Source organism: Streptomyces sp. NBC_00299, from assembly GCF_036173045.1.
Classification (GTDB): Bacteria; Actinomycetota; Actinomycetes; order Streptomycetales; family Streptomycetaceae; genus Streptomyces; species Streptomyces machairae.
Map to the genome: position 1 here is coordinate 5,005,403 of NZ_CP108039.1, position 25,214 is coordinate 5,030,616.

Below are 25,214 nucleotides of genomic sequence, written 5' to 3' on the forward strand. Positions count from 1 at the left end.
GACCTCGAAACGACGGCCCGACGTGCGCGGGCCGGTTCAGGATCCAGGTGAATCTCGGCGAGAGCGAGATGAACGATCATGGACGAGCCCGTCATCACCGGCCGGACGACACGTCCGCTGGACGATGTGGTCGGCGAGGCGCTCACGGCCCGCGTCACCGTCGACGAACACGGCACGGTGACCGGGTGGAACGCGGGCGCCGAGCAGCTCCTGGGCTACTCGGCCGAACAGATCGTCGGGCGCCCGGCGGCCGAGCTGGCGGCCGGGCCTCTCCCGCCGGACCTGCCCCCGTTCGCCCGGCTGCCGAGATGGCACGGCACGGTCCCGGTCCGGCACCGCGACGGCCGACGGCTGGAGATCAAGGTCCTCGCCCACCACAGGACCGGCGAATGGTTCCTGGTGACGGCCCTGAGCAATCAGCAGCCCCCGCCACTCGCTGACGACCCCTTCGTGACCTGGAGTTTCGCCCAGTCCCCCTGCTGCGCTCTGGCGCTCTACGACACCCGGCTCCGGCTGCGCCGCGCCAACGCGGACATGGAACGCTCGGTCGCCCTCACCGAGGCGGACATGCTCGGCCTGCGGGTCAACGAGATCGTGGACAACCCGGCCGGCGACCGGGCGGAGGAGAGCATGGTGCGGGTCCTGGAGACGGGCGAACCGCAGTACAACGAGAACTTCCTGCGCGCGGAGGGTGAGACCCGCGAGCACGCCTGGTCGATCTTCCTGTCGGCCCTGCGCGACCCGGCGGGCGAGGTGCGGGGCGTCTGCCTCACCGCGCACGACATGACCGAGCAGCACTGGGCCCGCAAGCGCCTCCAGCTGATCGCCGAGGCGGGCCGGCGCATCGGCACCACCCTCGACGTGATGCGTACGGCGCAGGAGCTGGCGGACGTGACGGTCCCGGAACTCGCCGACTTCGCCACGGTCGACCTGCTGACCTCCCTTGAGGACCTGCACGAGCCGCTCCCCGAGGGCGGGCCGCCGCCCGGCCCCGTGGTGATGCGCCGGGCCGCCCACCAGTCCGTGACCCCGGGCATGCCGGAGGCGGTCGTGGCGATGGGCGACGTGGACGAGTACCCGGAGGGCACCGCGCCGGTCGTGACGCTCCGCTCGGGACGGTCCGCGGTGTACGAGATGACACACCCCGAGATCACGCGGCTGGTCGCCCGTGACCCGGCCCGGGGCGCCCGGGTCCGCGAGTTCGGCGTCCACTCGGTGATGGCGGTACCGCTGACGGCCCGCGGAACCACGCTGGGTGTCGCCGTCTTCACCCGTCACCGCAAGTCCCAGGCCTTCCAGCAGGACGACCTGGTGCTGGCCGAGGAGCTGGCGGCCAGGGCCGCCGTCTCCATCGACAACGCCCGCCGCTACACCCGCGAACGCGGCACCGCCGTGATGCTCCAGCGCAGCCTGCTGCCGCAGCGGCTGCCCAAGCAGGCGGCGATAGAGGTGGCGTCCCGCTACCTCCCGGCCGGCGCGCACGCCGGCGTCGGCGGTGACTGGTTCGACGTGATCCCGCTGTCCGGGGCGCGGGTGGCGCTGGTCGTCGGCGACATCGTCGGCCACGGCATCCACGCCTCCGCGACGATGGGCCGGCTGCGGACGGCCGTACGCACGCTCGCCGACATCGATCTCCCCCCGGACGAACTGCTCACCCACCTCGACGACCTCGTGGCCCGTCTGGCCACGGAACGCGAGGCAGGACGGTCGGCCGACGCGCACTCCGAGCCCGCCGGCGAGGTCGGGGCGACCTGCCTGTACGCCGTGTACGACCCGATCTCCCAGCGCTGCACCCTCGCCCGGGCCGGGCATCCGCTGCCGGCCGTGGTGAGCCCCGAGGGCACCGCCGAACTCCTCGACCTTCCGGTCGGCCCGCCGCTGGGCCTGGGCGGCCTGCCCTTCGAGGCGGCCGAGATCGACCTGCCGGAGGGCAGTCTGCTCGCCCTCTACACCAACGGGCTCATCGAGTCCCCGGACCGCGACCTCGACGACGGCATCCGCCTCCTCCGCAGGCTGCTCACGGGCCCGGAGCCGAGCCTGGACGGCCTGTGCGACAGGATCCTCACCGATCTGCTGCCGCCCCGCCCGCCGGACGACGTGGCCCTGCTCATCGCCCGCGCCCGGGCACTCGACGCCTCCCAGGTCGCCACCTGGGACGTACCGGCCGACCCCTCCGCCGTCGCCCAGACCCGCAAGGACGCGCTGGCCCAGCTGGACGCCTGGGACCTGGAGGACGCCGCGTTCGTCACGGAACTCGTCGTCAGCGAACTCGTCACCAACGCCATCCGGCACGCGGAACCCCCGATCCAGCTCCGCCTCATCCACCTCACCCACGACGACTCCCTCATCTGCGAGGTCTCCGACGGCGGCAACACCGCCCCCCACCTCCGCCGCGCCCGCACCTACGACGAGGGCGGCCGAGGCCTCCTCCTCGTCGCCCAGCTCACCCAGCGCTGGGGCACCCGCCAGACAGCCACGGGCAAGACGATCTGGGCGGAACAGCCGCTGGAGCCGGTGCCGCCGGCCGGCGTCTCACCGGTTGCGAGCCCGCCGAGCCGGACGAACGCGCCCGGCTAGCCGAGATACGGCCGCTCCCGCGCCTCCAGGAAGTGCCGAAGCCGCAGCCGCTGGGTGTGATGCATGGGGAGGCCGTCCAGTTCGTCGGGAGCCACGAACCGAATGCCGGTGGACTCGTCCGACGACGCGAGCCGTCCGCCGATGACGCGTGCGGTGAAGCAGACGTTGAACTGCCGCCGCACCTCACCGTCCGAGTAGGCGATGACATGCCTCGGGTCGGTGTACGTCCCGACGAGCCCGGTGATCTCCACGTCCAGACCGGTCTCCTCCCGCACCTCCCGGACAGCCGCCCCGGGCAGCGAGTCCGCGAGCTCCATGCCGCCGCCCGGCAGGGCCCAGAGGCCGTTGTCCCACCGGCGCTGCAGCAGAATCCGCCCCTGCCCGTCCGTGACGACGGCCGAGGCCGCGACGACCAGGCTGTTCGGCGTGGGTGCGTTCGGGTCGTCGTAGTACTCGGTGCGTGCCACGGTGGGTTCCTTCCTGCCGGGGGACCGCGGCCCGACCTCAGCCCTTGACGGCCTCTGCGATCCGCACGGCGGCCTGGGCGGGCGTGAGGTGCGTGGTGTCCACGACCTCGGCCTCGCCGTGCAGCCAGGTGCGGGCCGCCTCGGCGTAGGGCTCCAGGTACTTGAGACGGAACGAGGAGTTGGGCCCGACCACAGTGTCGTCCGCGATACGCCCGCGCAGGGTCACCTGGTCGGCGTGGAGGACGAAGTGCCGTACTGGAATGGCGTGCTGGGCGAGGCCCGCGCTGATCTCACGCCAGTACTCCTCGACCAGGACGGTCATCGGCATCACCAGCGTGCCGCCGGTGTAGTCGAGTACGCGGCGGGCGGTCTCGACGACGAGCGGCCGCCACGGCGGCCAGTGCTGGAAGTTGTCCGTCCCGGGCAGCCCCGGTGTGATGTCCATGAGTGTCTCGCCGACCTTCTCGGCGTCGAACACCCGTGAGTCCGGGAGCAGCTGCTGCACGAGCGCACTGGTCGTTGTCTTGCCCGCACCGTGGGTTCCGTTGATCCATACGATCACGGGATCCAACGCTAGCGCCGTGCGGGCCGCCGGAACGGGCTCGGCAGGAAACCAGTGAGTCACACGGGGATCACTGGTGTGGCCTGAAAAATCGAACACATGATTGAATTTGGCCATGCGAACATTTCCCGACGACCTCGCCCAGGCACAGCGGGAGTGGAGCGCCACCTACCGGCAGCTGGCCGAGCGTCCCGGCCGCACGGAGTTGCGCCGACGCCTGTACCGGCTGTCGGCCGAGGTGTTCTTCCATCCCTTCTGGCAGCAACGGCGCCCCAGCCCCGCCGCCTGGTGGGACCTGCGTGACCTGGGGCGTTCGGGCGGGGACGGGCACGGGCGGCAGCGTCGATGACGAGCTGGGGTGCAGGGCCCGACTTCCCGGATGATCCTGAGGACATGTCCGCACCGATACGCGTGACCGTGCATCCACCGTCCGCCACGGGAGGCCGACGCGTGCGCGTCGACGGCGAGATCCTCGGGCTGGCGCACAACGTGGCCGACGTGGCGGAGTTCCTCCGCAGGGCCGGGCTGGAGATCGACCCGTCGGACGTGGCGGAGGTGTCGTGGATCGACTGGCGGGGAGTGGGTCCCGATCGCTGGGGCCCCGAGGCGGGCGGCTGACGGCAGCCTGGCGGGTGGCGAGGCAGGTTACTGGCGAGTTCGGGTGCTCTGTAAGATCCACTCCGACCAATGCAGGCCCTAACTGGGGGAAAACTCATGACCAAGCGCTTCTCCGCCCTGGCCGTCTCCGCGGCCATCGTCGGCGGCCTCTTCATCACGTCGGTGCCCGCTCACGCCGCCCCGTCCGCCGACAAGGGCGCGGTCTCGGCCAGGGCCGCCGTCACGTGCAACAAGAACCAGATGAGCCAGCAGATCGCCAACCTCAAGACCAAGGCCGCGAAGCTGAAGCAGCTGGGGGAGACCGCGGCGGCCAACAGGGCGCTCAACGAGGCTGCGGCCATCCAGAAGAAGCTCAACGCCTGCATCAAGGCCGACGACGAAGCGAGCAAGCCGTTCCCCGGCTAAGTCTCGGCTGAGTCTCCGGTTCCACGTGTGGCGCTGCCCGTCCGTTCCATGGACGGCCGGCGCCACACGCTTTTGTGTCCGCTTTGTGTCCGCTCGCGCTGAGTGATGGATCACAGAAAAAGTGCGGCCTACGCAGGCAACTGTGCCCTAAGTGCCATATGTGCGTGCGCTGTGAAGGTTTCTCCGGCACAGGGCGCGAGAAACCACCTGCGGCCTTGATCAGGAGGTCATACGATCACCGCTGCGTCGCCCCGCGTGAGTAGTCCGCAAGTGCGACGCCCAGCGCACCTTTTCGCCACCGACCAGGGGTCCATTGTGAAGATTCGCCGTGTTCTCGCGACCGCCGTCGCCGCCGCCGTGACCGCCCCGGTCGTCCTTCTCTCGACGGCACCCGCCTTCGCCGACGAGAAGCCGGCCGCGCAGACGCAGAAGGCGAAGCCGACGATCGAAGAGCTCCAGCAGGCCGTCGACCTCGCGCAGAAGGAGTACGACGCCGCCGTCGTCGCGGTGAACGACGCCATCAAGTTCCTCGAGGAGGGCCTGGAGGCGGAGACCTACCCGACCAAGGCCGCCGTCATCGAGACCAAGAAGGCCGCCGAGGCCGCCGCCAAGGCCAAGACGGAGGCCGACCAGGCCGTCGTGGACGCCCAGGCCAAGCTGGACGGCGCCACCACCGACGAGGAGAAGGCCGCGGCGCAGACGGTGCTGGACGCGGCCGAGAAGGCCGCCCAGGACGCCGCGGCAGCCAAGACGGCCGCCGACACCAAGGCCGCCGAGGCGAGGACCGCTCACGACGACGCCCGCGTCGCCCAGGCCCGGAAGATCGGCCTTCTGCAGAAGGCGAGGGACGAGGCCAAGAAGAAGCTCGACGACGCGAAGAAGGCGCTCGCGGACGCCGAGGCCGAGGAGGGGGAGGAAGGGGAAGGGGAGGAGCCGGGCGGCGAGTGCGTCCCCGAGCCCAAGCTCACCGCTGTCCTCAGCGGGCTGCCGGACAAGGTCGTCGGCGGAACCACGGAGAACTTCACGCTGCGCGTCACCAACGGCACCGGCAAGACCATGGACGAGGTGTACCCGTACGCGGCCGTCCACGCCTTCGACGACAAGGGCCTCAAGGAGCTCGACTCCTACCTCGACCTGGAGTGGTCCACCGCCGCGAACCCGAGCTGGCGCGACTTCGACGTGCTCGACGGATCGTCCGTCGGCACCTTGAAGCCGAAGGCGTCGGTCGACGTCAAGCTGCGCCTGAAGGTCGACGCGGACATCCCGGCCGGGCAGGGCGCCGTCTTCGTTTCGGCCGACTACATCAACGCTGACGAGTCCTGCGGCGGCTACCCGGACCTCGACCACCACGAGTTCCAGATCCTGGCCAAGGCCGACTCGGGCAACACCGAGGACACCGACGGCAAGCCCGACAACACCACCGGGCAGGGCGGCACCTCCACCACTCCGGTGAACGGAACCGGCGGCAGCGAAAGCGGCTCGCTCGCCGAGACCGGCTCGAGCGACGTCCTGCCGAAGGTCGGCCTGGCGGGCGGCGCGGCGCTCATGCTCGGCGCCGGCGCGGTGGTCGTCGCCCGTCGCCGCAAGGCGGGCACCAACGCCTGACCGGCACTGCGAGACGCGACCGGGCCCGTTCCCCTGAGGGGACGGGCCCGGCCCGTTTCGGCCCTGACAGCGCGCCGAGACGGACATTGCGACGGACAACGCCGAAGGGCCCCACCGCGAACGGTGGGGCCCTTCGACATCGTGCCCGGTGAGGCACTGGCGGAGGATACGAGATTCGAACTCGTGAGGGGTTGCCCCCAACACGCTTTCCAAGCGTGCGCCCTAGGCCTCTAGGCGAATCCTCCGCCGCAAACAATACAAGACGTTGAGGAGTGCTCGCGAACTCGTTCCCCACTGCTGACATCGGGTACTCTCTGGGAAGCCCCTCACGCGGCGCTATCTGACTGAACTCCCCCAGGGCCGGAAGGCAGCAAGGGTAGGTTGGCTCTGGCGGGTGCGTGGGGGGCCCTTGCGTTCCCCGGGGCCGGACCGCCGGGGCCCGGGTTGTCAGTGGGCGCCTATAACCTCGTAGGCGTGTCGTCTCTCGCGCTGTACCGCCGCTATCGCCCGGAGTCGTTCGCCGAGGTCATCGGGCAGGAGCATGTCACCGACCCGTTGCAGCAGGCGCTGCGGAACAACCGGGTCAATCACGCGTACCTGTTCAGCGGGCCGCGCGGCTGCGGCAAGACGACCAGCGCCCGGATCCTCGCCCGGTGTCTGAACTGTGAGCAGGGTCCTACGCCGACCCCCTGCGGCGAGTGCCAGTCCTGCCAGGACCTCGCTCGCAACGGCCCCGGATCCATCGACGTCATCGAGATCGACGCCGCGTCGCACGGTGGTGTGGACGACGCCCGTGAGCTGCGCGAGAAGGCCTTCTTCGGACCGGCGAGCAGCCGCTACAAGATCTACATCATCGACGAGGCCCACATGGTCACGTCGGCCGGCTTCAACGCACTGCTGAAGGTCGTCGAGGAGCCCCCGGAGCATCTGAAGTTCATCTTCGCCACGACCGAGCCCGAGAAGGTCATCGGGACCATCCGGTCGCGGACGCACCACTACCCCTTCCGCCTCGTCCCGCCGGGCACCCTGCGGGACTACCTCGGCGATGTGTGCGGCCGGGAGAACATCCCCGTCGAGGACGGCGTGCTGCCGCTCGTCGTGCGCTCGGGCGCGGGGTCCGTGCGTGACTCCATGTCCGTCATGGACCAGCTGCTCGCCGGAGCGAGGGAGGAGGGTGTGACGTATGCCATGGCCACCTCCCTGCTCGGGTACACCGACGGCTCGCTCCTCGACTCCGTCGTGGAGGCCTTCGCCACCGGTGACGGCGCCGCCGCCTTCGAGGTCGTGGACCGCATCATCGAGGGGGGCAACGATCCGCGGCGGTTCGTCGCCGACCTGCTGGAGCGGCTGCGCGACCTCGTCATCCTCGCCGCCGTGCCGGACGCCACCGAGAAGGGGCTCATCGACGCCCCGGCCGATGTCCTGGAGCGCATGCAGGCCCAGGCCGGCATCTTCGGCGCCGCCGAACTGAGCCGTGCCGCCGACCTCGTTAACGATGGGCTGACCGAGATGCGGGGGGCCAACTCGCCCCGGCTGCAGCTCGAACTGATCTGCGCGCGCGTGATGCTGCCCGCGGCGTACGGGGACGAGCGTTCCGTGATGGCCCGCCTCGACCGGCTGGAGCGGGGCGTCAACTTCTCCGCGGGCGCCGGCGCCGGCATGCCCGCGATGGGATACGTGCCCGGCCCCGAAGCCCACGCGGGAGCGGCCGCCGCGCAGGTTCCGCCGGGCGGCGGTCCCGCCGCGGCCCGGGCTGCCGTACGGGCGTCGGGAGGGCCGGGGCAGGCCCCCGCGGCCGGGCCCGGTGCTCCGACGGGCGGCGCCGCGGGCGGCATGGGCGGTACGGCCGCCCCGGACCCGACGGGGCAGACCCCGCCCGCGCCCACAGCCCCGGCCGAGGCACCCCAGAGCGGCCACCGGCCTCAGCCCTCCCAGGCTCCGCCCACCCCCGAGCCCGCCCCCGCACCCCCGTCCACACCTACGCCCGCCCCGGCGGCGGCCACCCCTCAGGCCCCCTCCGCCCCCGCCCCCGGCGCCTGGCCCACCGCAGCCCCCGCAGGCGGCGGCCGACGCCCCGGCGGCTGGCCCACGGCGACCCCGGCGGGCGGCGGCACCCAGCCCCCGGCGCCGGCGGGCGGCACCCCGGCACCCACCCCGCAGCAGCCTCCGGCAGCCGCACCGGCGCCCACCCCCGCCCCCGCCGCAGGCGCGGCCCCTGCCTACACACCCCCGAGCAGCGGCGTCGACCCCCGCATGCTCTGGCCGAACATCCTGGAGGCGGTCAAGAACCGCCGCCGCTTCACCTGGATCCTGCTCAGCCAGAACGCCCAGGTGACCGGCTTCGACGGCACCACCCTCCAACTCGGCTTCGTCAACGCCGGAGCGCGCGACAACTTCGTGAGCAGCGGCAGCGAGGACGTCCTGCGCCAGGCGCTGGCCGAGCAGTTCAACGTCCAGTGGAAGATCGAGGCCGTCGTCGACCCGTCGGGCGGAGGCTCGGCTCCCCCGCCTCCGGGCGGCTCCCCGGGCTTCGGCGGAGGCGGAGGCGGCACCGGCGGCAACAGCGGCTACGGCGGTGGCGGTACGTCCGCCCAGCGCCCGGCCTCTCCTCAGCCCACGCCCGCGGCGCCCGCCCCGCCCTCGACGGCCTCCGCGCCGGCCGCCCCCACCCCGGCCCCCGAGCCTGCCTCCGCCCCGGAGCCGCGCCCACCGGTGAACCTCGAGGACGACATCCCCGAGGACGACGACCCCGACCTCAACGAGTCGGCGCTCTCCGGCCGTGAACTGATCGTGCGGGAGCTGGGGGCGACGGTGGTGGAGGAGTTCACGAACGAGTAGCGGGGCACAGTGCCTTGGAGGAACGTACAGGTCACGAACCCCCGGCCCCTCGGCACCCCGCACAAAAACCCCGTTAGGCTGACCCCCGTGAAGGTCCTTGTCATCGGAAGCGGCGCCCGCGAACACGCCCTGTGCCGCTCCCTGTCCCTCGACCCCGACGTCACCGCGCTGCACTGCGCCCCCGGCAACGCCGGCATCGCCGAGGTCGCCGAGCTGCACCGGGTCGACGCCCTGGACGGCACGGCCGTATCCGCGCTGGCGGAACGGCTCGGTGCCGACCTCGTGGTCGTCGGACCGGAGGCACCGCTCGTCGCCGGGGTCGCCGACGCCGTCCGCGCGGCGGGCATCCCGGTCTTCGGCCCCTCCGGGGAGGCCGCGGAGATCGAGGGTTCCAAGGCGTTCGCCAAGGACGTGATGGCGGCGGCCGGCGTCCCGACCGCCCGTTCCTACGTCTGTACGACGCCCGCCGAGGTCGACGAGGCGCTCGACGCCTTCGGCGCCCCGTACGTCGTCAAGGACGACGGCCTCGCCGCCGGCAAGGGCGTCGTCGTGACCGCCGACCTCGAGGCGGCCAGGGCGCACGCGAACTCCTGCGAGCGCGTCGTCATCGAGGAGTTCCTCGACGGCCCCGAGGTCTCCCTCTTCGCCATCACCGACGGCCGGACGGTGCTCCCGCTCCAGCCCGCCCAGGACTTCAAGCGGGCGCTCGACGGGGACGAGGGCCCGAACACCGGCGGCATGGGCGCGTACTCCCCGCTCCCGTGGGCCGACCCGAAGCTGGTCGACGAGGTCATGGAGGCCGTCCTCCAGCCGACGGTCGACGAGATGCGCCGCCGCGGCACCCCCTTCTCCGGGCTGCTCTACGCCGGTCTCGCGATCACCTCCCGCGGGGTACGGGTCATCGAGTTCAACGCCCGCTTCGGCGACCCCGAGACCCAGGTCGTCCTGGCCCGCCTGAGGACCCCGCTGGCCGGAGTCCTGCTGGGCGCCGCCAAGGGCGAACTCGCCGACCTGGAGCCCCTGCGCTGGAGCGACGACGCCGCGGTCACCGTGGTCGTCGCCTCGCACAACTACCCCGGCACCCCGCGCACCGGCGACCCGATCACCGGCCTCGACGAGGTGGCCGCCGAGGACGCCCCGCACGCGTACGTCCTGCACGCCGGCACCAAGCAGGACGGCGACTCGGTCCTGAGCGCCGGCGGCCGCGTCCTGTCCGTCACGGCCACCGGCAAGGACCTCACCCAGGCCCGCGAGCGCGCGTACCGGGCCGTGGCCCGGATCCGGCTCGACGGTTCCCAGCACCGTACGGACATCGCGGCGAAGGCGGCGACGGGCGAGTAACCACCCCGAGCGCCCGCCCCGGATCAACGCGAGCGCCCGCCCCGGATAAACCCCGAAGGCCCCGAATCCGTCTCAGGATTCGGGGCCTGATCCATGCCGGGACCAGGGCCTGCCACCGTCCGGGACCAGGTCTCGCCACCTGCCGTGATCAGGGGCCTGATCCTCGCTGTCCGTCATCCACCTTTCCCCAAAGCCATTCCATCGAGTGACCGATGCCCCATCCGGCTGACGTGGGCCGAAGCCCCAACTAGGGTGCGGCGCAAGCGTTCCGGCACTTGGCCCACCGGCATTGCGATGTCAGTGGCGGGTGCCACAGTGGGGGAGTGAGCAAAGCCAGGACAGTTCGGACAGCCAGGGCAGCGCGGAGGGGGTGAGGTCCGGCCGTGACCGGTATGGGTGTGGAGATGGGTGCGCAGGCCGCGCGTGCCCGGGCCCTCGCGGTGCTGCGCATCCGCAGCCGCGCGCTGGCCGTCGCCCTGCTGCCCGCGGCGGTCGCCGTGGTGCTGCTCGCCGGCGTCTCCACGGGCCACTTCGTCGGCCCGGGCTGGCACGCCGCCCGCTGGGTCGTCATCCCCGTCGCCGTCCTCGTCCTGCTCGCCGCCGCCGCGATCGCGCTGGTGGTCGCCCGGGCCCGCCCCGCCGTCAGTCCCACGGTCCCGATCGGCGAGGAGCAGGCCCCGGACCTCTACCGGCTGGTGCGCGACCTCGCCGACCGCCTCGATGTCCCCGCCCCGTCCGCGATAGCGCTCACGCCTGACTGCGACAGCTGGCTGGAGGACCGCACCCACCCGTCCCACGGCCCGCCGCCCCCGGCGGAGGACCGCGACGAGGACGGTCTCAACGGCCTGCGCGGCGGAAGCTCGCGCGGCGCCCACCGCCGTACGCCTGCCGCCCCCGTCCTCGTCATCGGCTCCCCGTTCCTGTGGTGGATGCGGGTCGGCGAGCTGCGCGCGGTCCTCGCCCCGGTCGTCGCCGGTACGGGACCGTCGGCGCACCCGGACATAGCCCAGGCCCGGCGCTTCGTTCGGGGCCTGGACGCCGCGGTGGCCGTCTCCTCGACGCGTGGCCGTTGCCCGGGGTCGCGGGCGGTGTGCGCGGGCATCGGCTGGGTCGGTCGGCTGCTGTTGCGCAGTTGCCGGGACCATGCGGCCGAGATGGAGCGGGGCGTGGCCGTCGCGGCCGCCGAGCGTGCACAGGCTGTGGATTACGGACTGCGGATCGTCGCGCAGGAACAGGTCGGGCTGGCGTACGCGGGCTGGGACCGGTTGCTCACGCGGGTCGCGCTGCCCGCCTGGCGGATGGGCCGCTGGCCGTCCCGGCTGGACGCGGGCGTCGTCGCCGCCCTCACCGAACTCTCGCGCCGGGACCGTCTGGCCGAGGGCTTCGCGTCCCGGCTGGGCGAGCGCCCCGCCTGTGACCTGCTCGAAGAGCCCGGCGCGGTCGACGAGGCGGCCTCACTCCTCGCCGCCCGCCTCTTCCACGGCGGCCCCGCCGAGCCCGGCCCGGACTGGTCCCCGGTGGGCTGGCAGGAGTACCCGGAGGAGGTCGTCGACCGCAAGTGGCGCACCGACGCGGCCCGCCTCCACCGCGTCCTCGACGCCCTCGGCGTCCGCCGCACCACCGAGGGCCCGGAAACGGACGGCCCGACCCTCTCCCGAGTCCTGGACCACCTGACGACCCCACCGGCCCTGGGGCCCTCCACCGCGTACTCCAACGACACAGGACACCCCGAGTCGGACAGGCCCCAAAGCCGTACGACAACGACGGAAGCCACCCCCCACCAGACCACCGACGCACACGCCGACACCGCCCCGGCCTCCGGTGCGCACAACGACACCGCCCCGGCCTCCGGTGCGCACAACGACACCGACACCGCCCCCAAACCCACTAAACCCCCCTACGCCGCCATGGCCGACGATCACCCCGCCGAAGACCAGGAAACCGAGCGCAGCTCCGCCCTCGCCGCAGGCATCACCGCCGAGTTGGCCCGCGAGGAGGCCGCGGCGCCGCCGGAGCGAACGGCGTCCCCCGACCCCGGCACCACTCTCCTGGACATCGGCGCGCTCCCCCTCTTCCCGCTCCAACCGCCCCGCACGTCCCGCGAGTTGCTCACCGACCACGTGACGGCGATGGTGTGCTGCGCGGCGATGGACACCGCCGGTGCGATGCCGGGGCTGGACTGGCTCGACGGCCCCACGCTCCTCATCAACGGCGAACGGGCCGCCGACCTGACTCCCAGAGTTCTCAGCCTCATCGAGGACGGCGACCCGACCCCCCTGCGGGCCTGGCTGGTGGAGTCGGGGATACGCCCGGAGAAGCCGGTTCGCCTGGTCTGACGGCGGCCGTGCCCGCCGTATGCGGTCGGAACCCCCGGTTCCACTTTCGGCCAATTCGCAACGAATAGTGACAGGATGCGTGCGGAATGTGATGTGCTGGGACCGATAGCGCACATGGCAAGGGCTTACGACATACGACAGCCACAAGAAGCCCAGGCCGCACGGCGGGAACCGCAAGCAAACCGCAAGCAACACAGGGCACTTGCAGCAGACGCGCACCACGACGCACGACACACGACGCTCGATGCAGCAACCACGGGGGACGAGGGAGGGGTATGGCATGGGGTCGGAGCAGATCCGCCGCTGGGAGTCGGGCGCACTCGCGCACGCCGTGACGGACCCCTTCGGCCAGGGCCCGGTCCCCTGGCTGCGCGGCAATGTGACGTACTTCGACGACACCGGCCAGGTCGTCCCCTGGTACGTCGACGGCCAGGCGCACCCGCCGACGTCGGACACCCCGCGGGTCCCCGCGCCCCGCAGCGCCGGCCCCCGCTCGGCCGACGACGTGCGCCGCCAGATCAAGGGCTTCATCTCCACCGGCGCGGTCGCCCCCGGCGAGGCCGTCGACTTCCACATCACCGTCGACCCGCCGCAGGAATTCGCCGTCGACATCTACCGGATCGGCCACTACGGCGGTGACGGCGCCGCGAAGATCACCACCAGCCCCCGCCTCTCCGGCATCGTCCAGCCGCCCCCGCTCACCGCCGACCGCACGGTCTCCTGCCACCACTGGTGGCTGTCCTGGCGCCTGCAGATCCCGTCGTACTGGAGCATCGGCGCGTATGTGGCCGTCCTGACCACGCTCGACGGCTACCGCTCGCACATCCCGTTCACCGTCCGCGACAACCACCCCGCGGACCTGCTCCTGCTCCTCCCCGACGTGACCTGGCAGGCCTACAACCTCTACCCGGAGGACGGCCGCATCGGCGCCAGCCTCTACCACGCGTGGGATGACGACGGCCGGCTGCTCGGCGAGGCCGACGCCGCCACGACCGTCTCCTTCGACCGCCCGTACGCGGGTGCGGGCCTGCCCCTGCACGTCGGCCATGCCTACGACTTCATCCGCTGGGCCGAGCGCTACGGCTACGACATCGCCTACGCAGACGCCCGCGACCTGCACGCAGGACACGTCGACCCCACCCGTTACCGCGGCCTGGTCTTCCCCGGCCACGACGAGTACTGGTCGACGAACATGCGCCGCACGGTGGAGCTGGCCCGCGAGAACGGCACATCCCTGGTGTTCCTCTCCGCCAATTCCATGTACTGGCAGGTGGAGTTGGGCCCGTCCCCGTCCGGCGTCCCGGACCGGCTCCTCACCTGCCGCAAGCGCAAGGGCCCCGGCCGCTCGGTCCTCTGGCGCGAGATCGACCGCCCCGAACAGGAGGTGATCGGCATCCAGTACGCGGGCCAGGTCCCGGAGCCGCACCCCCTGATCGTCCGCAACGCCGACCACTGGCTGTGGGAGGCGACCGGCGCCCACGAGGGCGACGAGATCAAGGACATGGTCGCGGGCGAGGCCGACCGCTACTTCCCGCGCACCCCGCTCCCCGAGCACGAGGAGCGCATCCTGCTCGCCCACTCCCCGTACGCCGACCGCGAAGGCGCCGTGCGCCACCAGGAGACGTCCCTCTACCGCGCCACGTCCGGCGCCCTGGTCTTCGCGTCCGGGACGTTCGCCTGGTCCCCGGCACTGGACCGCCCGGGCCACGTCGACGCCCGGGTCCAGCGCGCCACCGCCAACCTCCTGGACCGCATCTGCAAGCGTGACTGAGCTCGCCCAGCACACCCCAGTCGCCACCCAGCACACCCTCAGCCGCTCACCCACCACACCCCCAGTCCAAGGTCAGCGCCCCGTACGGGACAATCGACCCATTGGACAGAACCACGGGGAGGAACCGTGTCCGGATTCGTAGAAAAGCCCGAGCCGATCCAGGTTCCGGGCCTGGTGCACCTGCACACCGGCAAGGTGCGCGAGCTGTACCAGAACGAGGCCGGTGACCTCGTGATGGTCGCCAGCGACCGTATGTCCGCCTATGACTGGGTGCTGCCGACCGAGATCCCCGACAAGGGGCGCATCCTCACGCAGCTCTCCCTGTGGTGGTTCGACCAGCTCGCCGACCTGGTCCCCAACCACGTGCTGGGCACCGACGTGCCCGAGGGCGCCCCCGCCGACTGGGCGGGCCGCACGCTCGTCTGCAAGTCGCTCCAGATGGTCCCGGTGGAGGCCGTGGCCCGCGGCTACCTCACCGGCTCCGGCCTGCTGGAGTACAACGACTCCCGCACGGTCTGCGGCCTCGCCCTCCCCGAGGGCCTCGTCGACGGCAGCGAACTGCCCGCCCCGATCTTCACCCCGGCGACCAAGGCCGCGGTCGGCGAGCACGACGAGAACGTCTCCTACGAGGAGGTCGTCCGCCAGGTCGGCGCCGACACCGCCGCACAGCTGCGCCAGGCGACCCTCGCCGTCTACTCCCGCGGCCGGGACATCGCCCGCGACCGCGGCATCATCCTCGCGGACACCAAGTTCGAGTTCGGCTTCGAGGGGGAGACGCTGGTGATCGCCGACGAGGTCCTCACCCCGGACTCCTCCCGCTTCTGGCCGGCCGAGCAGTGGGAGCCGGGCCGCGCGCAGCCGTCGTACGACAAGCAGTTCGTCCGTGACTGGCTGACCTCGCCGGCTTCCGGCTGGGACCGCAAGAGCGAGCAGCCCCCGCCGCCGCTGCCGCAGGAGGTCGTCGACGCGACCCGGGCGAAGTACGTGGAGGCGTACGAGCGCCTGACGGGCATGAGCTGGGCGTAACGCGAAAGGCCCCCGGAGAACCGGGGGCCTTTCGAAATGGAGCGAACGACGAGGTTCGAACTCGCGACCTCAACCTTGGCAAGGTTGCGCTCTACCAACTGAGCTACGTTCGCATGCGCCGTGGCGCGAGAACCACTATACCCAACCCCGCTCCCGCGCGAGACGCACCGCCGCGTGCCGGTTTTCCGCCCCGAGCTTGGAGACGGCGGAGGACAGATAGTTCCGCACGGTCCCCTGTGACAGTGCGGCCCGCTCCGCGATCTCCGCGACGGGCGCCCCGTCGGCGGCGAGTTCCAGCACCTCGGCCTCCCGGGCGGTCAGCGGCGAGTCCCCGGCGGCGATGGCGTCGGCGGCCAACTCCGGATCGACGTAACGGTTTCCGGCGTGCACGGTACGGATGATCTCCGCGAGCCGCTGGGCGCTGACGGTCTTCGGGACGAACCCGCGCACACCCGCCGCAAGGGCCCGTTTCAGATGCCCGGGCCGACCGTGACTGGTCACGATCAGCACCCGGCACCTGGGCAGTTCGGCCCGCAGTGATGTGGCGACCTTCACACCGTCCGCCCCGGGCATCTGCAGATCGAGGACGGCCACGTCGGGTTCGTGCGCCCGTGCCATCGCCAGCGCCTCCGGCCCGGTCGCCGCCTCGGCGACGATCATCAGGTCGTCCTCCAGGGAGAGCAGGGTGGCGAGCGCCCCCCGGATCAGATGCTCGTCGTCGGCGAGGAGCAGTCGTACGGGCCCTGCCGGGCGGCCGGACGTACGGTCGCTGGGCAGGTCGGTCATACGGCGACCTCCCGCACACCCGCCCCCGCCAGCGGCACCTCGGCCACCAGCCGGAACACCGTCTCGCCCACGTGACCGGCGTCCAGCGTCCCGTCCACCGCGGCCAGCCGCTCCCGCAGCCCGGCGAGCCCGGAGCCCCCACCTTCGTCGGAGGCTCCGGCTGCCCCGTCGTTCTCCACCGTCAACACCACGCGCCCCTCGCTCACCGATACCCCCACCGAGCACCGCCCGGCATTCCCGTGCCGCAGCACATTGGTGGTCGCCTCCCGGACCACCCAGGCCAGCGCCGACTGCACCTCGACGGGCAGCCCCGCCGTCCGGCCGGTCACCCGGCACTCGATCCCGGCCGCCTTCAACACCCCCTGCGCACCGGCCAGTTCGACCTCCAGGTCGACCTCCCGATAGCCGCGTACGACGTCCCGCACCTCGCGCTGCGACTCGCCGGCGATGCGCTGCACCTCGATCATCTGCTCCACGGCCTCGGGCCGCCCGCGCCGCGCTAGCTGCACGGCGAGTTCGCTCTTCAGGGCGATGACCGACAGATTCCGCCCCATGACGTCGTGCAGATCCCGCCCGAACCGCAGCCGCTCCTCGGCGACGGCGAGCCGGGCCCGGGTCTCGCGGGCCTCGTCGAGTTCGTAGACGGCGTTCAGGAGCCAGACGGAGAAACCGGACGTGAGGGCCAGGATTCCGCAGGCGATGAAGACCGCCACCGACGCGCCCAGCGCCGCCGGGACCGGGGAACCGAGCGGCAGGGCCACGAGTCCGGTGGCCACCGCGGTTCCCGCGACGACCGCGAACACGCGCCGCCTGCTGCCGACGCCGAGCGTGATGGTGCCGACCGTGAAGGCCAGCGTGCCGCCCAGGACCGTGCCCACCGCGGTGTCGACATCCTCGCCGTTCGGGCCGTACCGCACGATCAGGGTGGCGGCGACGACGACCGCCAGGGCGACGGTGACGAGCCCCGCCATCGCCCGCAGCGGCTGCGCACGGCGGCCGCGCGTCCAGTCGAGGGCCCGCGACGCGGTGAAGGCACAGGCCACGGCGTGCGCGCAGACCATCAGAAGCAGCCAGCGCGCGATCCCGGGCTCGGACGGCGTCGAGCCGACGGCGGGCAGACCGAGCGTGGCGACCTCGATCACCGCGAAGAAGTGGAACGACCACCGTGTGTACGTCTCGACCTTCGCCGGGGTGCTCTTCCCCCGCCACCACGTTCCCGGCCCGCGCATGCGCCGTCCCCCCTGCCTCAGTGCCGTGGCTCCCATCGGAACCACCGTCGCACAGCCAACACGCCCAGAACCGTCCAGGCCAGCCCGGTCACCACGGGACCGATCACCTCGTACGCCGACAGGTCGCCGGTCCAGCCACCCCGCAGCAGGGTGATCACCGGGGTCAGCGGCAGGAACTCGCACACCGACGCCACCCGGTCCGGCAGTACCTCGAGGGGGACGAACATCCCGGAGAAGATCATGGACAGGAACACCACGGGCAGTGTCGTGACCTGCGCACTCTCGACGCTGCGAGTGAACGACGCGGTCACGGCGCCCAGCGACGCGCACAGCACGACCCCCAACAGCAGGCCCAGCACGGCCAGATGGGGAGCAGCCGGCGCGCCCACGTCGAGCAGGACGGCGCAGCCGACCGCCAGCACCAGGCTCTGCGCGATGCCCGTGACCACGGCCGGCAGCGCGGCCCCAGCCAGGATCTCCGCGTCCTTGAGCTCGCCGGTGCGCAGCCGTTTGAGGACGAGCTCCTCGCGCCGGGCGGTGTAGACGGAGACGAGCGTGGCGTACACCGCGTAGAGCAGCGAGAAGCCGATCGATGCGGGCAGGACGACCGTGCCGAGGGAAAGGCCGGCCTCCGCCAGGTCCATCCCCTTCGCCGCCTCCCGCACGCTGAAGGGCAGCAGCAGCGGCACGAACAGCGCCGCGAACAGCGTGCCCCTGCTGCGTCCGAGCAGTGTCACCTCCGCGCGGGCCAGCGCCGTCATGCGTCCCACCGGGGTGGTCATCGCCGTACTCATGCCGCGTACTCCTTCTTCTCGGCGGCGCCGGCCGCCTCCCGCGCGATCCCCAGGAACGCCTCCTCCAGCGACGCCGGACGCACGTCCAGTCGCCGCAGCTCCACCCCTGCTGTGTCCGCCCACACCAGGAGCCGGGTCGCGGTGCGCTGCAACTCGTGGGTGCGCAGCCGTACGACGCGCCCGTCGATCTCGTGCTCGCGCACGCCCATGTCGTCGAGGGGCGGCAGATCTCCCACGAAGTAGCCCTGGGGCAGCTCGAAGGAGATCCGCGAGGGCTGCGCCGCCGTCACCTCGGCCGGTGTCCCGGCGGCGGCGATGCGTCCCTCGTGCAGGATCGCGATGCGGTCGGCGAGGTTCTCGGCCTCTTCGAGGTAGTGCGTGGTCAGCAGCACGGTCGTACCGGCGTCGCGCAGCTCCCGCACCAATTCCCAGGTGTCCCGGCGCCCTTCGGCGTCGAGCCCGGTCGTCGGCTCGTCCAGGAACAGCACCTCGGGCCTGCCGAGCAGGGCGAGTGCCAGATCCAGCCGCCGCCGTTCACCGCCGGACAGCTGCTTCACCCGCACCCCGGCCCGCCGCCCGAGCCCGACCATGTCCAGGGCCTCGGCCTCGGGCATGGCCCCGCTCACGCACCCCGCCCACATCCGCGCGGTCTCGGCGACGGTCAGCTCGGACGGAAAGCCGCCCTCCTGCAACATCACCCCGGTGCGCGGCCGTACGACGTCACGCTCGGCGTGGGGATCGTGCCCGAGTACCCGCACCCGCCCCGCGGCGGGCCGGGCGAGCCCTTCGAGCAGCTCGACGGTGGACGTCTTGCCCGCGCCATTGGTGCCGAGCAGCGCGAAGACCTCGCCGCGGTCCACGGAGAACGTGATTCCGCGCACCGCTTCGAACCCGCCCCCGTACACACGACGCAGGTCAGTGACCTCAATCACGTGTTCGTGTTCGTTGATGTTCATGACACCAGCGTCCCGGCGATCCGACGCCGGAAGCAGTGCGCGCTGTCATCACTCCGCATGACAAATGTCAGGAGACGCGCGCCGGATAACGAAAAGACCCCGGTCCATCAGGACCGGGGTCTCATTCCCGAGCGGACGACGAGGCTCGAACTCGCGACCTCAACCTTGGCAAGGTTGCGCTCTACCAACTGAGCTACGTCCGCATTGCCCCCGACCGGCTCTCACCGATCGGTGCGAGCACCAGCCTACCTGATCCACTTACGTGGTCAGTACGGCGGTGCAGAGCGGGTGACAGGAATTGCACACTGCGCCTTCCCCCTGGAAGGGGGATGTTCTACTACTGAACTACACCCGCAAGCTCGGCGAGCTGGGCTTTTCTGCCCCGCCCGGCGGCGTGCCCCAGACATTAGCTGATCAGCAGGGGGGTAGCGCAAGTCGGTTGTCGCACCGGCTCAAGTCGGCCGTCCTCAGGGTGCGCTGACGGACCCTGAGGACATGTCCTCGGAGCATCTCACCGGGCCGAGGCGAACGCCTCGTAGACCTTCTTGGGGATGCGGCCGCGGGCCGGCACCTCCATCTTGTTGGCCTGGGCCCAGGCCCGGACGGCCGCCGGGTCCGGGGCGACCTCGGTCTGCTTGTACGCCTTGCCTGACTTCGACCGCTTGCGGCCGGCGTCCACGTAGGGCGCGAGCGCCTTACGCAGTTTCTTGGCATTGGCTTCATTCAGGTCGATCTCGTACGACTTGCCGTCGAGTCCGAAGGCGATCGTTTCCGCCGCTTCCGAGCCGTCGATGTCGTCAAAGAGAGTGACCACGACCTTCTGCGCCACGAATATCGGTCCCTTCGTCCGGCATGTCATACAGCTCAGCTGGGATGACGTGCCGAGTGTCGGCTATTTGCCAATTCATTTGTACAGTGCCCGGCAATGCAATGTGAAGCCCGACTAAATCTGTCCGCGTGTCCGAGCGCAATACCTATCTGCGGCTGACCGGGGATCTTTCCCGTAACTTTTCGTGAACGCTCCCCTCCGGTACCTCATCGTGATGGCTGTCACGTAGCTTCCTACAACTCTACTCGCGTAGAAATTTTGTGCGGGTAGTCTGAAGGAACCTGCTCAGCACCACACACCGGGAGTGCCAGTGGCACGCGTCGTAGTCGACGTCATGCTCAAGCCGGAGATCCTCGACCCCCAGGGCCAGGCGGTGCAGCGCGCACTGCCGCGGCTGGGATTCGAAGGCATCTCGGACGTACGTCAGGGAAAGCGATTCGAACTGGAAGTTGACGGGCCGGTCGACGAGGCCGCGCTCGCCCGCATCCACGATCTTGCGGAATCCTTCCTCGCCAACACCGTGATCGAGGACTTCACCGTCAAGGTGGAGGAAGTCGCGGAGGCCGCGAAGTGACCGCTCGTATTGGCGTCGTCACTTTCCCGGGGAGTCTCGATGACCGGGACACCCAGCGCGCGATCCGCCTCGCGGGCGCAGAACCGGTCGCCCTCTGGCACAAGGACAAGGACCTCAAGCAGGTCGATGCCGTGGTGCTGCCCGGCGGTTTCTCCTACGGCGACTATCTGCGCGCCGGAGCCATCTCCCGGTTCTCGCCGGTGATGGAGACCGTCATCGAGCAGGCGAAGACCGGACTGCCGGTCCTCGGTATCTGTAACGGCTTCCAGGTACTCACCGAGGCGCACCTGCTGCCCGGCGGGATGCTCGGCAACGACCATCTGCACTTCATCTGCCGCGACCAGAAGCTGCGGGTGGAGAACGCGGAAACCTCCTGGACCAGTGATTACGAGAGCGGGCAGGAGATCCACATCCCGCTCAAGAACATGGACGGCCGTTATGTCGCCGACCAGTACACGCTGGACAAGCTGGAGGCCGAGGGCCGCGTCGCGTTCCGGTACCTGGACTTCAACCCGAACGGCTCGCTCAACGACATCGCCGGCATCACCAACGAGGCCGGCAACGTCGTAGGCCTCATGCCGCACCCGGAGCACGCCGTCGAGCCCCTGATCGGGTCGGGCCGCACCGACGGTCTCCCCTTCTTCACCTCGATCCTCAAGAAGCTGGTCAACGCATGAGCCGGACGCCTCTGGACACGGTCGAGCACGCGGCCGCGACCCCCGACGTCGAGCTGCCCTGGGCCGAACTCGGCCTGAAGAAGGACGAGTACGAGAGGGTCGTGGAGATCCTCGGCCGTCGGCCCACCGGTGCCGAGCTCGCCATGTACTCGGTCATGTGGTCCGAGCACTGCTCGTACAAGTCCTCCAAGGTCCACCTCCGCCAGTTCGGCGAGAAGGCCCCCGAGTCCGACGCGATGCTCGTCGGCATCGGCGAGAACGCCGGTGTGGTGGACGTCGGCCAGGGTTACGCCGTGACCTTCAAGGTCGAGTCGCACAACCACCCGTCGTACGTCGAGCCCTACCAGGGTGCCGCGACCGGTGTCGGCGGCATCGTCCGCGACATCATCGCGATGGGCGCGCGCCCGGTGGCCGTCGTCGACCCGCTGCGCTTCGGTGCCGCCGACCACCCCGACACCAAGCGGGTGCTCCCCGGTGTCGTCGCGGGCATCGGCGGCTACGGCAACTGCCTGGGCCTGCCCAACATCGGCGGCGAGGTCGTCTTCGACTCCTGCTACCAGGGCAACCCGCTGGTCAACGCCGGCGCCATCGGTGTGATGCGGCACGAGGACATCCACCTCGCGAAGGCGTCCGGCGCCGGCAACAAGGTCATCCTGTACGGGGCCCGTACGGGCGGCGACGGCATCGGCGGCGCGTCGATCCTCGCGTCCGAGACCTTCGACGACGCCAAGCCGTCGAAGCGCCCGGCCGTCCAGGTCGGCGACCCCTTCCAGGAGAAGCTCCTCATCGAGTGCACCCTGGAGGCCTTCCAGGAGAAGCTGGTCGTCGGTATCCAGGACCTCGGTGCCGCCGGTCTGTCGTGCGCCACGTCCGAGCTCGCCTCCAACGGCTCCGGCGGCATGCGCGTGACCCTGGACGACGTGCCCCTGCGTGACTCGACCCTCTCGCCCGAGGAAATCCTCATGAGCGAGTCGCAGGAGCGCATGTGCGCGGTCGTCGAGCCGGCGAAGGTCGACCGGTTCCTGGAGATCTGCGAGAAGTGGGACGTCATCGCCACCGTCATCGGTGAGGTGACCGACGGCGACCGCCTGGAGATCTACTGGCACGGCGGCAAGATCGTCGACGTCGACCCGCGCACCGTGGCGCACGAGGGCCCGGTCTACGAGCGCCCGTACGCCCGTCCGTCCTGGCAGGACGAGCTGCAGGCCGACGACGCGAACAAGCTGCCCCGGCCCACGACCTCGGCCGAGCTGAAGGACCAGGTCGTGAAGCTGGTCGGCTCCCCGAACCAGGCCTCCAAGAAGTGGATCACCTCGCAGTACGACCACTTCGTGCAGGGCAACACCGTCCTCGCCCAGCCCGAGGACTCCGGCATGATCCGCATCGACGAGGAGACCGGCCTCGGCGTCGCCATCGCCACGGACGGCAACGGCCGGTACGCGAAGCTGGACCCGTACCACGGCGCCCAGCTGGCGCTGGCGGAGGCGTACCGCAACGTCGCCACGACCGGCGCCAAGCCGCTCGCGGTCTCCGACTGCCTGAACTTCGGCTCGCCCGAGGACCCGGCGGTGATGTGGCAGTTCGCGGAGGCCGTGCGCGGACTGGCGGACGCCTGCCAGCAGTTGGGCACTCCGGTCACGGGCGGCAATGTCTCGCTCTACAACCAGACCGGCGACGTGGCCATCCACCCGACGCCGGTCGTGGCCGTCCTCGGCGTGATCGACGACGTCGCGCGGCGCACGCCGGTCGCCTTCCAGGAGGAGGGGCAGCTGCTCTACCTCCTCGGCGACACGCGTGAGGAGTTCGGCGGCTCGGCCTGGTCGCAGGTCGTGCACGACCACCTCGGCGGTCGGCCGCCCCAGGTGGACCTGGAGCGCGAGCGGCTGCTCGCCGAGATCCTGATCTCCGCCTCCCGCGACGGCATGATCGACTCCGCCCACGACCTGTCCGACGGCGGTCTGATCCAGGCGGTCGTCGAGTCCGCGCTGCTCGGCGGCAAGGGCGCGCGTCTGGTCGTACCGGACGGGCTCGACGCCTTCACCTTCCTCTTCTCCGAGTCGGCGGGACGTGCGGTCGTCGCCGTGCCGCGCTCCGAGGAGCTCCGCTTCAACGACATGTGCGGTGCGCGGGGCCTGCCGGTCACCCGCATCGGTGTCGTCGACGGCGACTCGGTGGAACTGCAGGGCGAGTTCGCGCTCTCCCTGGAGGACCTGCGCGAGACGCATGAGGCGACGATTCCGGCGCTGCTGAAGTAGCCGAGGGGCCTACGGCTCCGAAGCCCCCGTCCGGTCACCGGGCGGGGGCTTCGCCGTACCCCCGGGCGCCGGCATGCCGATGGTTGCACGTAATTACGTAGTTCCGTAGCATCGCAGCGTGGAACTCGAACAACGCGTCGCCGACCTCGAGCGACGGCTGGCAGCGCTGGAGCGCGCGCAGCAGACCGCCCCCCGCATCGGCGAGGGCGACTTCTGGGCCCTTCAGGGGTTCAAGGACCAGCTGGCCGAGCTGGGCGCGGCCGACGGCGGAGTGCTGTTCACCGGCGCGGTACGGCTGCCGACCGGGGAGCAGTACGAGTGGCAGCACGGCGCGCTGACCGAGGGGCTGCTGGACGCCGAGTGGACCGAGGCCGCCGAGTCCTTCGCGGCCCTGGGGCACCCGGTCCGGCTCCGGCTGCTCCGCGAGGTCATCGCCGGCCGGCGCACCGCGGCCGAACTGGCCGAGCTGGACGAGGTCGGCACGACCGGCCAGATCTACCACCACCTGCGCCAGCTCACCGGCGCGGGCTGGCTGCACACGACCGGCCGGGGCCGTTACGAGGTGCCGCCGGGGCGGGTCGTGCCGCTGCTGGTGGCGCTGTCGGCGGCCCGTCCGTAACAAGGCCCGGAGCAACTCCCGAAGAGACGTCCGGGGCAATGCCCGAAGCAAGGGACCGAACAGGGACCGAACAGGGAACAGGGACCGACCCGGAGGGGGAACGATGTCCGCACGCAAGCTCGCCATGGTGGCCTTCCGCGGCCTCCAGCTGGCCTTCATCGGCCTGGTGATCGCCCACATCTGCTTCGGCTGGGGCTACCCGGTCTGGTGGGACTTCCTGCCGCTGGTCCTCGCGTACGTTGTCGTCACCGTCGCCAACCGCTGGGGCGGCGCCCCGGACAGCTCGCGCCGGGCCCGGGAACCCGTCGAGGTCGCCCCGCCGGTCACCGGCCGCTGGTCCGCGCTGAACAGCCCGGCCGACCGCACCCCGAGCCATGGCATCCACGCCCACGGGCAGACGTACGCCATCGACATCATCGCCGAACCGGAACCCGGCGCCCGCCCCGCCTTCCACTGGCTGTGGCCGATCGCGCGGCGCCCCCAGGACTTCCCGGCCTTCGAGGCGCCGATCCTCGCGGTCGCCGACGCCACGGTCGTGCGGGCGGTCGACGGGCAGCGCGATCACCTGAGCCGCAACTCGCTCGCGGGGCTGCTGTACCTGATGCTGGCCGAGGGCTCGGTCCGCGAGATGGCGGGCCTTCGCCGCATCCTCGGCAACCACCTGATCCTGGACCTCGGCAACGGCACCTACGCGGCCTACGCGCACCTGCGGCGCGGCTCGCTCACCGCCCGGGAGGGCGACCGGGTGCACGCCGGGCAGGTCATCGCCCGCTGCGGAAACTCGGGCAACTCCTCCGAGCCGCACCTGCACTTCCAGCTGATGGACGGCCCGGACCCGGACAGCGCCCGTGGCGTGCCCTTCGGCTGGCGCGGCGTCGGGGTGCCGCGCAACCAGGAGGTGTTCGAGGTGGTCGGCCCGGTTGTCGGTGCCGCCGACTAACCTCGCGCC

At 71.3% G+C, this 25,214-nt stretch carries 22 protein-coding genes, 4 tRNA genes and 1 other RNA gene; 16 read left to right on the forward strand and 11 right to left on the reverse strand.

The genetic code is table 11. The annotated features are described in order from the left end of the window. Window positions 1–78 precede the first annotated feature (78 nt). On the forward strand, window positions 79–2,577 hold the full coding sequence (locus tag OHT51_RS22130) for a SpoIIE family protein phosphatase (RefSeq protein ID WP_328880660.1): 2,499 nt from the start codon (window positions 79–81) through the stop codon (window positions 2,575–2,577). Here OHT51_RS22130 and OHT51_RS22135 read toward each other — a convergent pair. After that, window positions 2,574–3,044 (reverse strand): NUDIX hydrolase, encoded by a 471-nt coding sequence (locus OHT51_RS22135; RefSeq protein ID WP_328880661.1) that lies wholly within the window; start codon window positions 3,042–3,044, stop codon window positions 2,574–2,576. The genes OHT51_RS22130 and OHT51_RS22135 overlap by 4 nt on opposite strands. Before the next feature lie 37 nt (window positions 3,045–3,081). Continuing rightward, the gene (locus OHT51_RS22140) at window positions 3,082–3,606 is read right to left on the reverse strand and encodes an ATP-binding protein (protein ID WP_328880662.1); all 525 of its coding nucleotides are present in this window, start codon (window positions 3,604–3,606) and stop codon (window positions 3,082–3,084) included. Between the two features lie 115 nt (window positions 3,607–3,721). On the opposite strand from OHT51_RS22140, the gene OHT51_RS22145 reads away from it, so the two are divergent. The 4 genes from OHT51_RS22145 to OHT51_RS22160 all read left to right on the forward strand — a co-directional run bounded on the left by OHT51_RS22145 (window position 3,722) and on the right by OHT51_RS22160 (window position 6,234). Then, window positions 3,722–3,955 (forward strand): hypothetical protein, encoded by a 234-nt coding sequence (locus OHT51_RS22145; RefSeq protein ID WP_328880663.1) that lies wholly within the window; start codon window positions 3,722–3,724, stop codon window positions 3,953–3,955. 44 nt (window positions 3,956–3,999) lie between these two features. Then, complete coding sequence (locus tag OHT51_RS22150; RefSeq protein WP_328880664.1) at window positions 4,000–4,224, forward strand: hypothetical protein; 225 nt, start codon at window positions 4,000–4,002, stop codon at window positions 4,222–4,224. Window positions 4,225–4,320: 96 nt separating this feature from the next. Further along, window positions 4,321–4,629, forward strand: coding sequence for a hypothetical protein (locus OHT51_RS22155; protein WP_328880665.1), 309 nt, complete (start codon window positions 4,321–4,323; stop codon window positions 4,627–4,629). 315 nt (window positions 4,630–4,944) lie between these two features. Beyond that, complete coding sequence (locus OHT51_RS22160; protein ID WP_328880666.1) at window positions 4,945–6,234, forward strand: peptidase; 1,290 nt, start codon at window positions 4,945–4,947, stop codon at window positions 6,232–6,234. A gap of 157 nt (window positions 6,235–6,391) precedes the next feature. On the opposite strand, the gene OHT51_RS22165 is transcribed toward OHT51_RS22160, so the two are convergent. Continuing rightward, window positions 6,392–6,479, reverse strand: a tRNA-Ser gene (locus OHT51_RS22165). Between the two features lie 73 nt (window positions 6,480–6,552). Here OHT51_RS22165 and ffs point away from each other — a divergent pair. The 6 genes from ffs (at window position 6,553) to OHT51_RS22195 (ending at window position 15,546) form a co-directional block, all read left to right on the forward strand. Then, window positions 6,553–6,647: signal recognition particle sRNA small type (gene ffs, locus OHT51_RS22170), an RNA gene on the forward strand. 61 nt (window positions 6,648–6,708) lie between these two features. Then, the gene (locus OHT51_RS22175; RefSeq protein ID WP_328880667.1) at window positions 6,709–9,072 is read left to right on the forward strand and encodes a DNA polymerase III subunit gamma and tau; all 2,364 of its coding nucleotides are present in this window, start codon (window positions 6,709–6,711) and stop codon (window positions 9,070–9,072) included. Between the two features lie 87 nt (window positions 9,073–9,159). Continuing rightward, window positions 9,160–10,413, forward strand: a complete 1,254-nt coding sequence (gene purD / locus OHT51_RS22180; protein ID WP_328880668.1) for a phosphoribosylamine--glycine ligase — start codon at window positions 9,160–9,162, stop codon at window positions 10,411–10,413. A 392-nt stretch (window positions 10,414–10,805) separates the two neighbouring features. Further along, window positions 10,806–12,749 (forward strand): hypothetical protein, encoded by a 1,944-nt coding sequence (locus OHT51_RS22185; protein ID WP_328884400.1) that lies wholly within the window; start codon window positions 10,806–10,808, stop codon window positions 12,747–12,749. Between the two features lie 280 nt (window positions 12,750–13,029). Further along, on the forward strand, window positions 13,030–14,520 hold the full coding sequence (locus tag OHT51_RS22190; protein WP_328880669.1) for a N,N-dimethylformamidase beta subunit family domain-containing protein: 1,491 nt from the start codon (window positions 13,030–13,032) through the stop codon (window positions 14,518–14,520). A 126-nt stretch (window positions 14,521–14,646) separates the two neighbouring features. Further along, the gene (locus OHT51_RS22195; RefSeq protein ID WP_328880670.1) at window positions 14,647–15,546 is read left to right on the forward strand and encodes a phosphoribosylaminoimidazolesuccinocarboxamide synthase; all 900 of its coding nucleotides are present in this window, start codon (window positions 14,647–14,649) and stop codon (window positions 15,544–15,546) included. Window positions 15,547–15,583: 37 nt separating this feature from the next. On the opposite strand, the gene OHT51_RS22200 is transcribed toward OHT51_RS22195, so the two are convergent. The 8 genes from OHT51_RS22200 to OHT51_RS22235 all read right to left on the reverse strand — a co-directional run bounded on the left by OHT51_RS22200 (window position 15,584) and on the right by OHT51_RS22235 (window position 20,140). After that, a tRNA-Gly gene (locus OHT51_RS22200) sits at window positions 15,584–15,659 on the reverse strand. A 22-nt stretch (window positions 15,660–15,681) separates the two neighbouring features. Next, window positions 15,682–16,332, reverse strand: coding sequence for a response regulator transcription factor (locus tag OHT51_RS22205; RefSeq protein ID WP_328880671.1), 651 nt, complete (start codon window positions 16,330–16,332; stop codon window positions 15,682–15,684). After that, window positions 16,329–17,561: a sensor histidine kinase gene (locus tag OHT51_RS22210; RefSeq protein WP_328880672.1), complete on the reverse strand. Its 1,233-nt coding sequence runs from the start codon at window positions 17,559–17,561 to the stop codon at window positions 16,329–16,331. Before OHT51_RS22210 ends, OHT51_RS22205 begins: the two co-directional genes overlap by 4 nt. Before the next feature lie 17 nt (window positions 17,562–17,578). Beyond that, a complete protein-coding gene (locus OHT51_RS22215; RefSeq protein ID WP_328880673.1) occupies window positions 17,579–18,355 on the reverse strand; it encodes an ABC transporter permease in 777 nt (258 codons plus the stop codon). Further along, entirely contained in the window at window positions 18,352–19,311 is a 960-nt protein-coding gene (locus OHT51_RS22220) for an ABC transporter ATP-binding protein (protein WP_328880674.1), read from the reverse strand. Before OHT51_RS22220 ends, OHT51_RS22215 begins: the two co-directional genes overlap by 4 nt. 130 nt (window positions 19,312–19,441) lie before the next feature. Then, window positions 19,442–19,514: transfer RNA gene (locus tag OHT51_RS22225), tRNA-Gly, on the reverse strand. An 80-nt stretch (window positions 19,515–19,594) separates the two neighbouring features. Continuing rightward, window positions 19,595–19,666, reverse strand: a tRNA-Gly gene (locus tag OHT51_RS22230). Window positions 19,667–19,822: 156 nt separating this feature from the next. Next, window positions 19,823–20,140: a histone-like nucleoid-structuring protein Lsr2 gene (locus tag OHT51_RS22235; protein WP_328880675.1), complete on the reverse strand. Its 318-nt coding sequence runs from the start codon at window positions 20,138–20,140 to the stop codon at window positions 19,823–19,825. A 310-nt stretch (window positions 20,141–20,450) separates the two neighbouring features. Between OHT51_RS22235 and purS the strand changes: the two genes are divergently transcribed. From purS to OHT51_RS22260, 5 genes are all read left to right on the forward strand, one after another. Beyond that, on the forward strand, window positions 20,451–20,714 hold the full coding sequence (gene purS / locus OHT51_RS22240) for a phosphoribosylformylglycinamidine synthase subunit PurS (RefSeq protein WP_015659417.1): 264 nt from the start codon (window positions 20,451–20,453) through the stop codon (window positions 20,712–20,714). Then, the gene (purQ, locus tag OHT51_RS22245) at window positions 20,711–21,391 is read left to right on the forward strand and encodes a phosphoribosylformylglycinamidine synthase subunit PurQ (protein ID WP_328880676.1); all 681 of its coding nucleotides are present in this window, start codon (window positions 20,711–20,713) and stop codon (window positions 21,389–21,391) included. Before purS ends, purQ begins: the two co-directional genes overlap by 4 nt. Continuing rightward, window positions 21,388–23,646: a phosphoribosylformylglycinamidine synthase subunit PurL gene (purL, locus tag OHT51_RS22250; RefSeq protein WP_328880677.1), complete on the forward strand. Its 2,259-nt coding sequence runs from the start codon at window positions 21,388–21,390 to the stop codon at window positions 23,644–23,646. Before purQ ends, purL begins: the two co-directional genes overlap by 4 nt. 118 nt (window positions 23,647–23,764) lie before the next feature. After that, entirely contained in the window at window positions 23,765–24,265 is a 501-nt protein-coding gene (locus OHT51_RS22255; RefSeq protein WP_328880678.1) for an ArsR/SmtB family transcription factor, read from the forward strand. A gap of 103 nt (window positions 24,266–24,368) precedes the next feature. Further along, window positions 24,369–25,205, forward strand: a complete 837-nt coding sequence (locus OHT51_RS22260) for a M23 family metallopeptidase (protein ID WP_328880679.1) — start codon at window positions 24,369–24,371, stop codon at window positions 25,203–25,205. The last annotated feature ends 9 nt before the right edge of the window (window positions 25,206–25,214 follow it).

Excerpts from the sequence above, each read along its gene's own strand:
- OHT51_RS22130 (WP_328880660.1), top strand. The coding sequence starts at position 79 with ATGGACGAGCCCGTCATCACCGGCCGGACGACACGTCCGCTGGACGAT.
- OHT51_RS22145 (WP_328880663.1), top strand. The coding sequence starts at position 3,722 with ATGCGAACATTTCCCGACGACCTCGCCCAGGCACAGCGGGAGTGGAGC.
- OHT51_RS22150 (WP_328880664.1), top strand. The coding sequence starts at position 4,000 with ATGTCCGCACCGATACGCGTGACCGTGCATCCACCGTCCGCCACGGGA.
- OHT51_RS22155 (WP_328880665.1), top strand. The coding sequence starts at position 4,321 with ATGACCAAGCGCTTCTCCGCCCTGGCCGTCTCCGCGGCCATCGTCGGC.
- OHT51_RS22185 (WP_328884400.1), top strand. The coding sequence starts at position 10,806 with ATGGGTGTGGAGATGGGTGCGCAGGCCGCGCGTGCCCGGGCCCTCGCG.
- OHT51_RS22190 (WP_328880669.1), top strand. The coding sequence starts at position 13,030 with ATGGGGTCGGAGCAGATCCGCCGCTGGGAGTCGGGCGCACTCGCGCAC.
- OHT51_RS22205 (WP_328880671.1), bottom strand. The coding sequence starts at position 16,332 with ATGACCGACCTGCCCAGCGACCGTACGTCCGGCCGCCCGGCAGGGCCC.
- OHT51_RS22210 (WP_328880672.1), bottom strand. The coding sequence starts at position 17,561 with ATGCGCGGGCCGGGAACGTGGTGGCGGGGGAAGAGCACCCCGGCGAAG.
- OHT51_RS22215 (WP_328880673.1), bottom strand. The coding sequence starts at position 18,355 with ATGAGTACGGCGATGACCACCCCGGTGGGACGCATGACGGCGCTGGCC.
- OHT51_RS22220 (WP_328880674.1), bottom strand. The coding sequence starts at position 19,311 with ATGAACATCAACGAACACGAACACGTGATTGAGGTCACTGACCTGCGT.
- purL (WP_328880677.1), top strand. The coding sequence starts at position 21,388 with ATGAGCCGGACGCCTCTGGACACGGTCGAGCACGCGGCCGCGACCCCC.
- OHT51_RS22260 (WP_328880679.1), top strand. The coding sequence starts at position 24,369 with ATGTCCGCACGCAAGCTCGCCATGGTGGCCTTCCGCGGCCTCCAGCTG.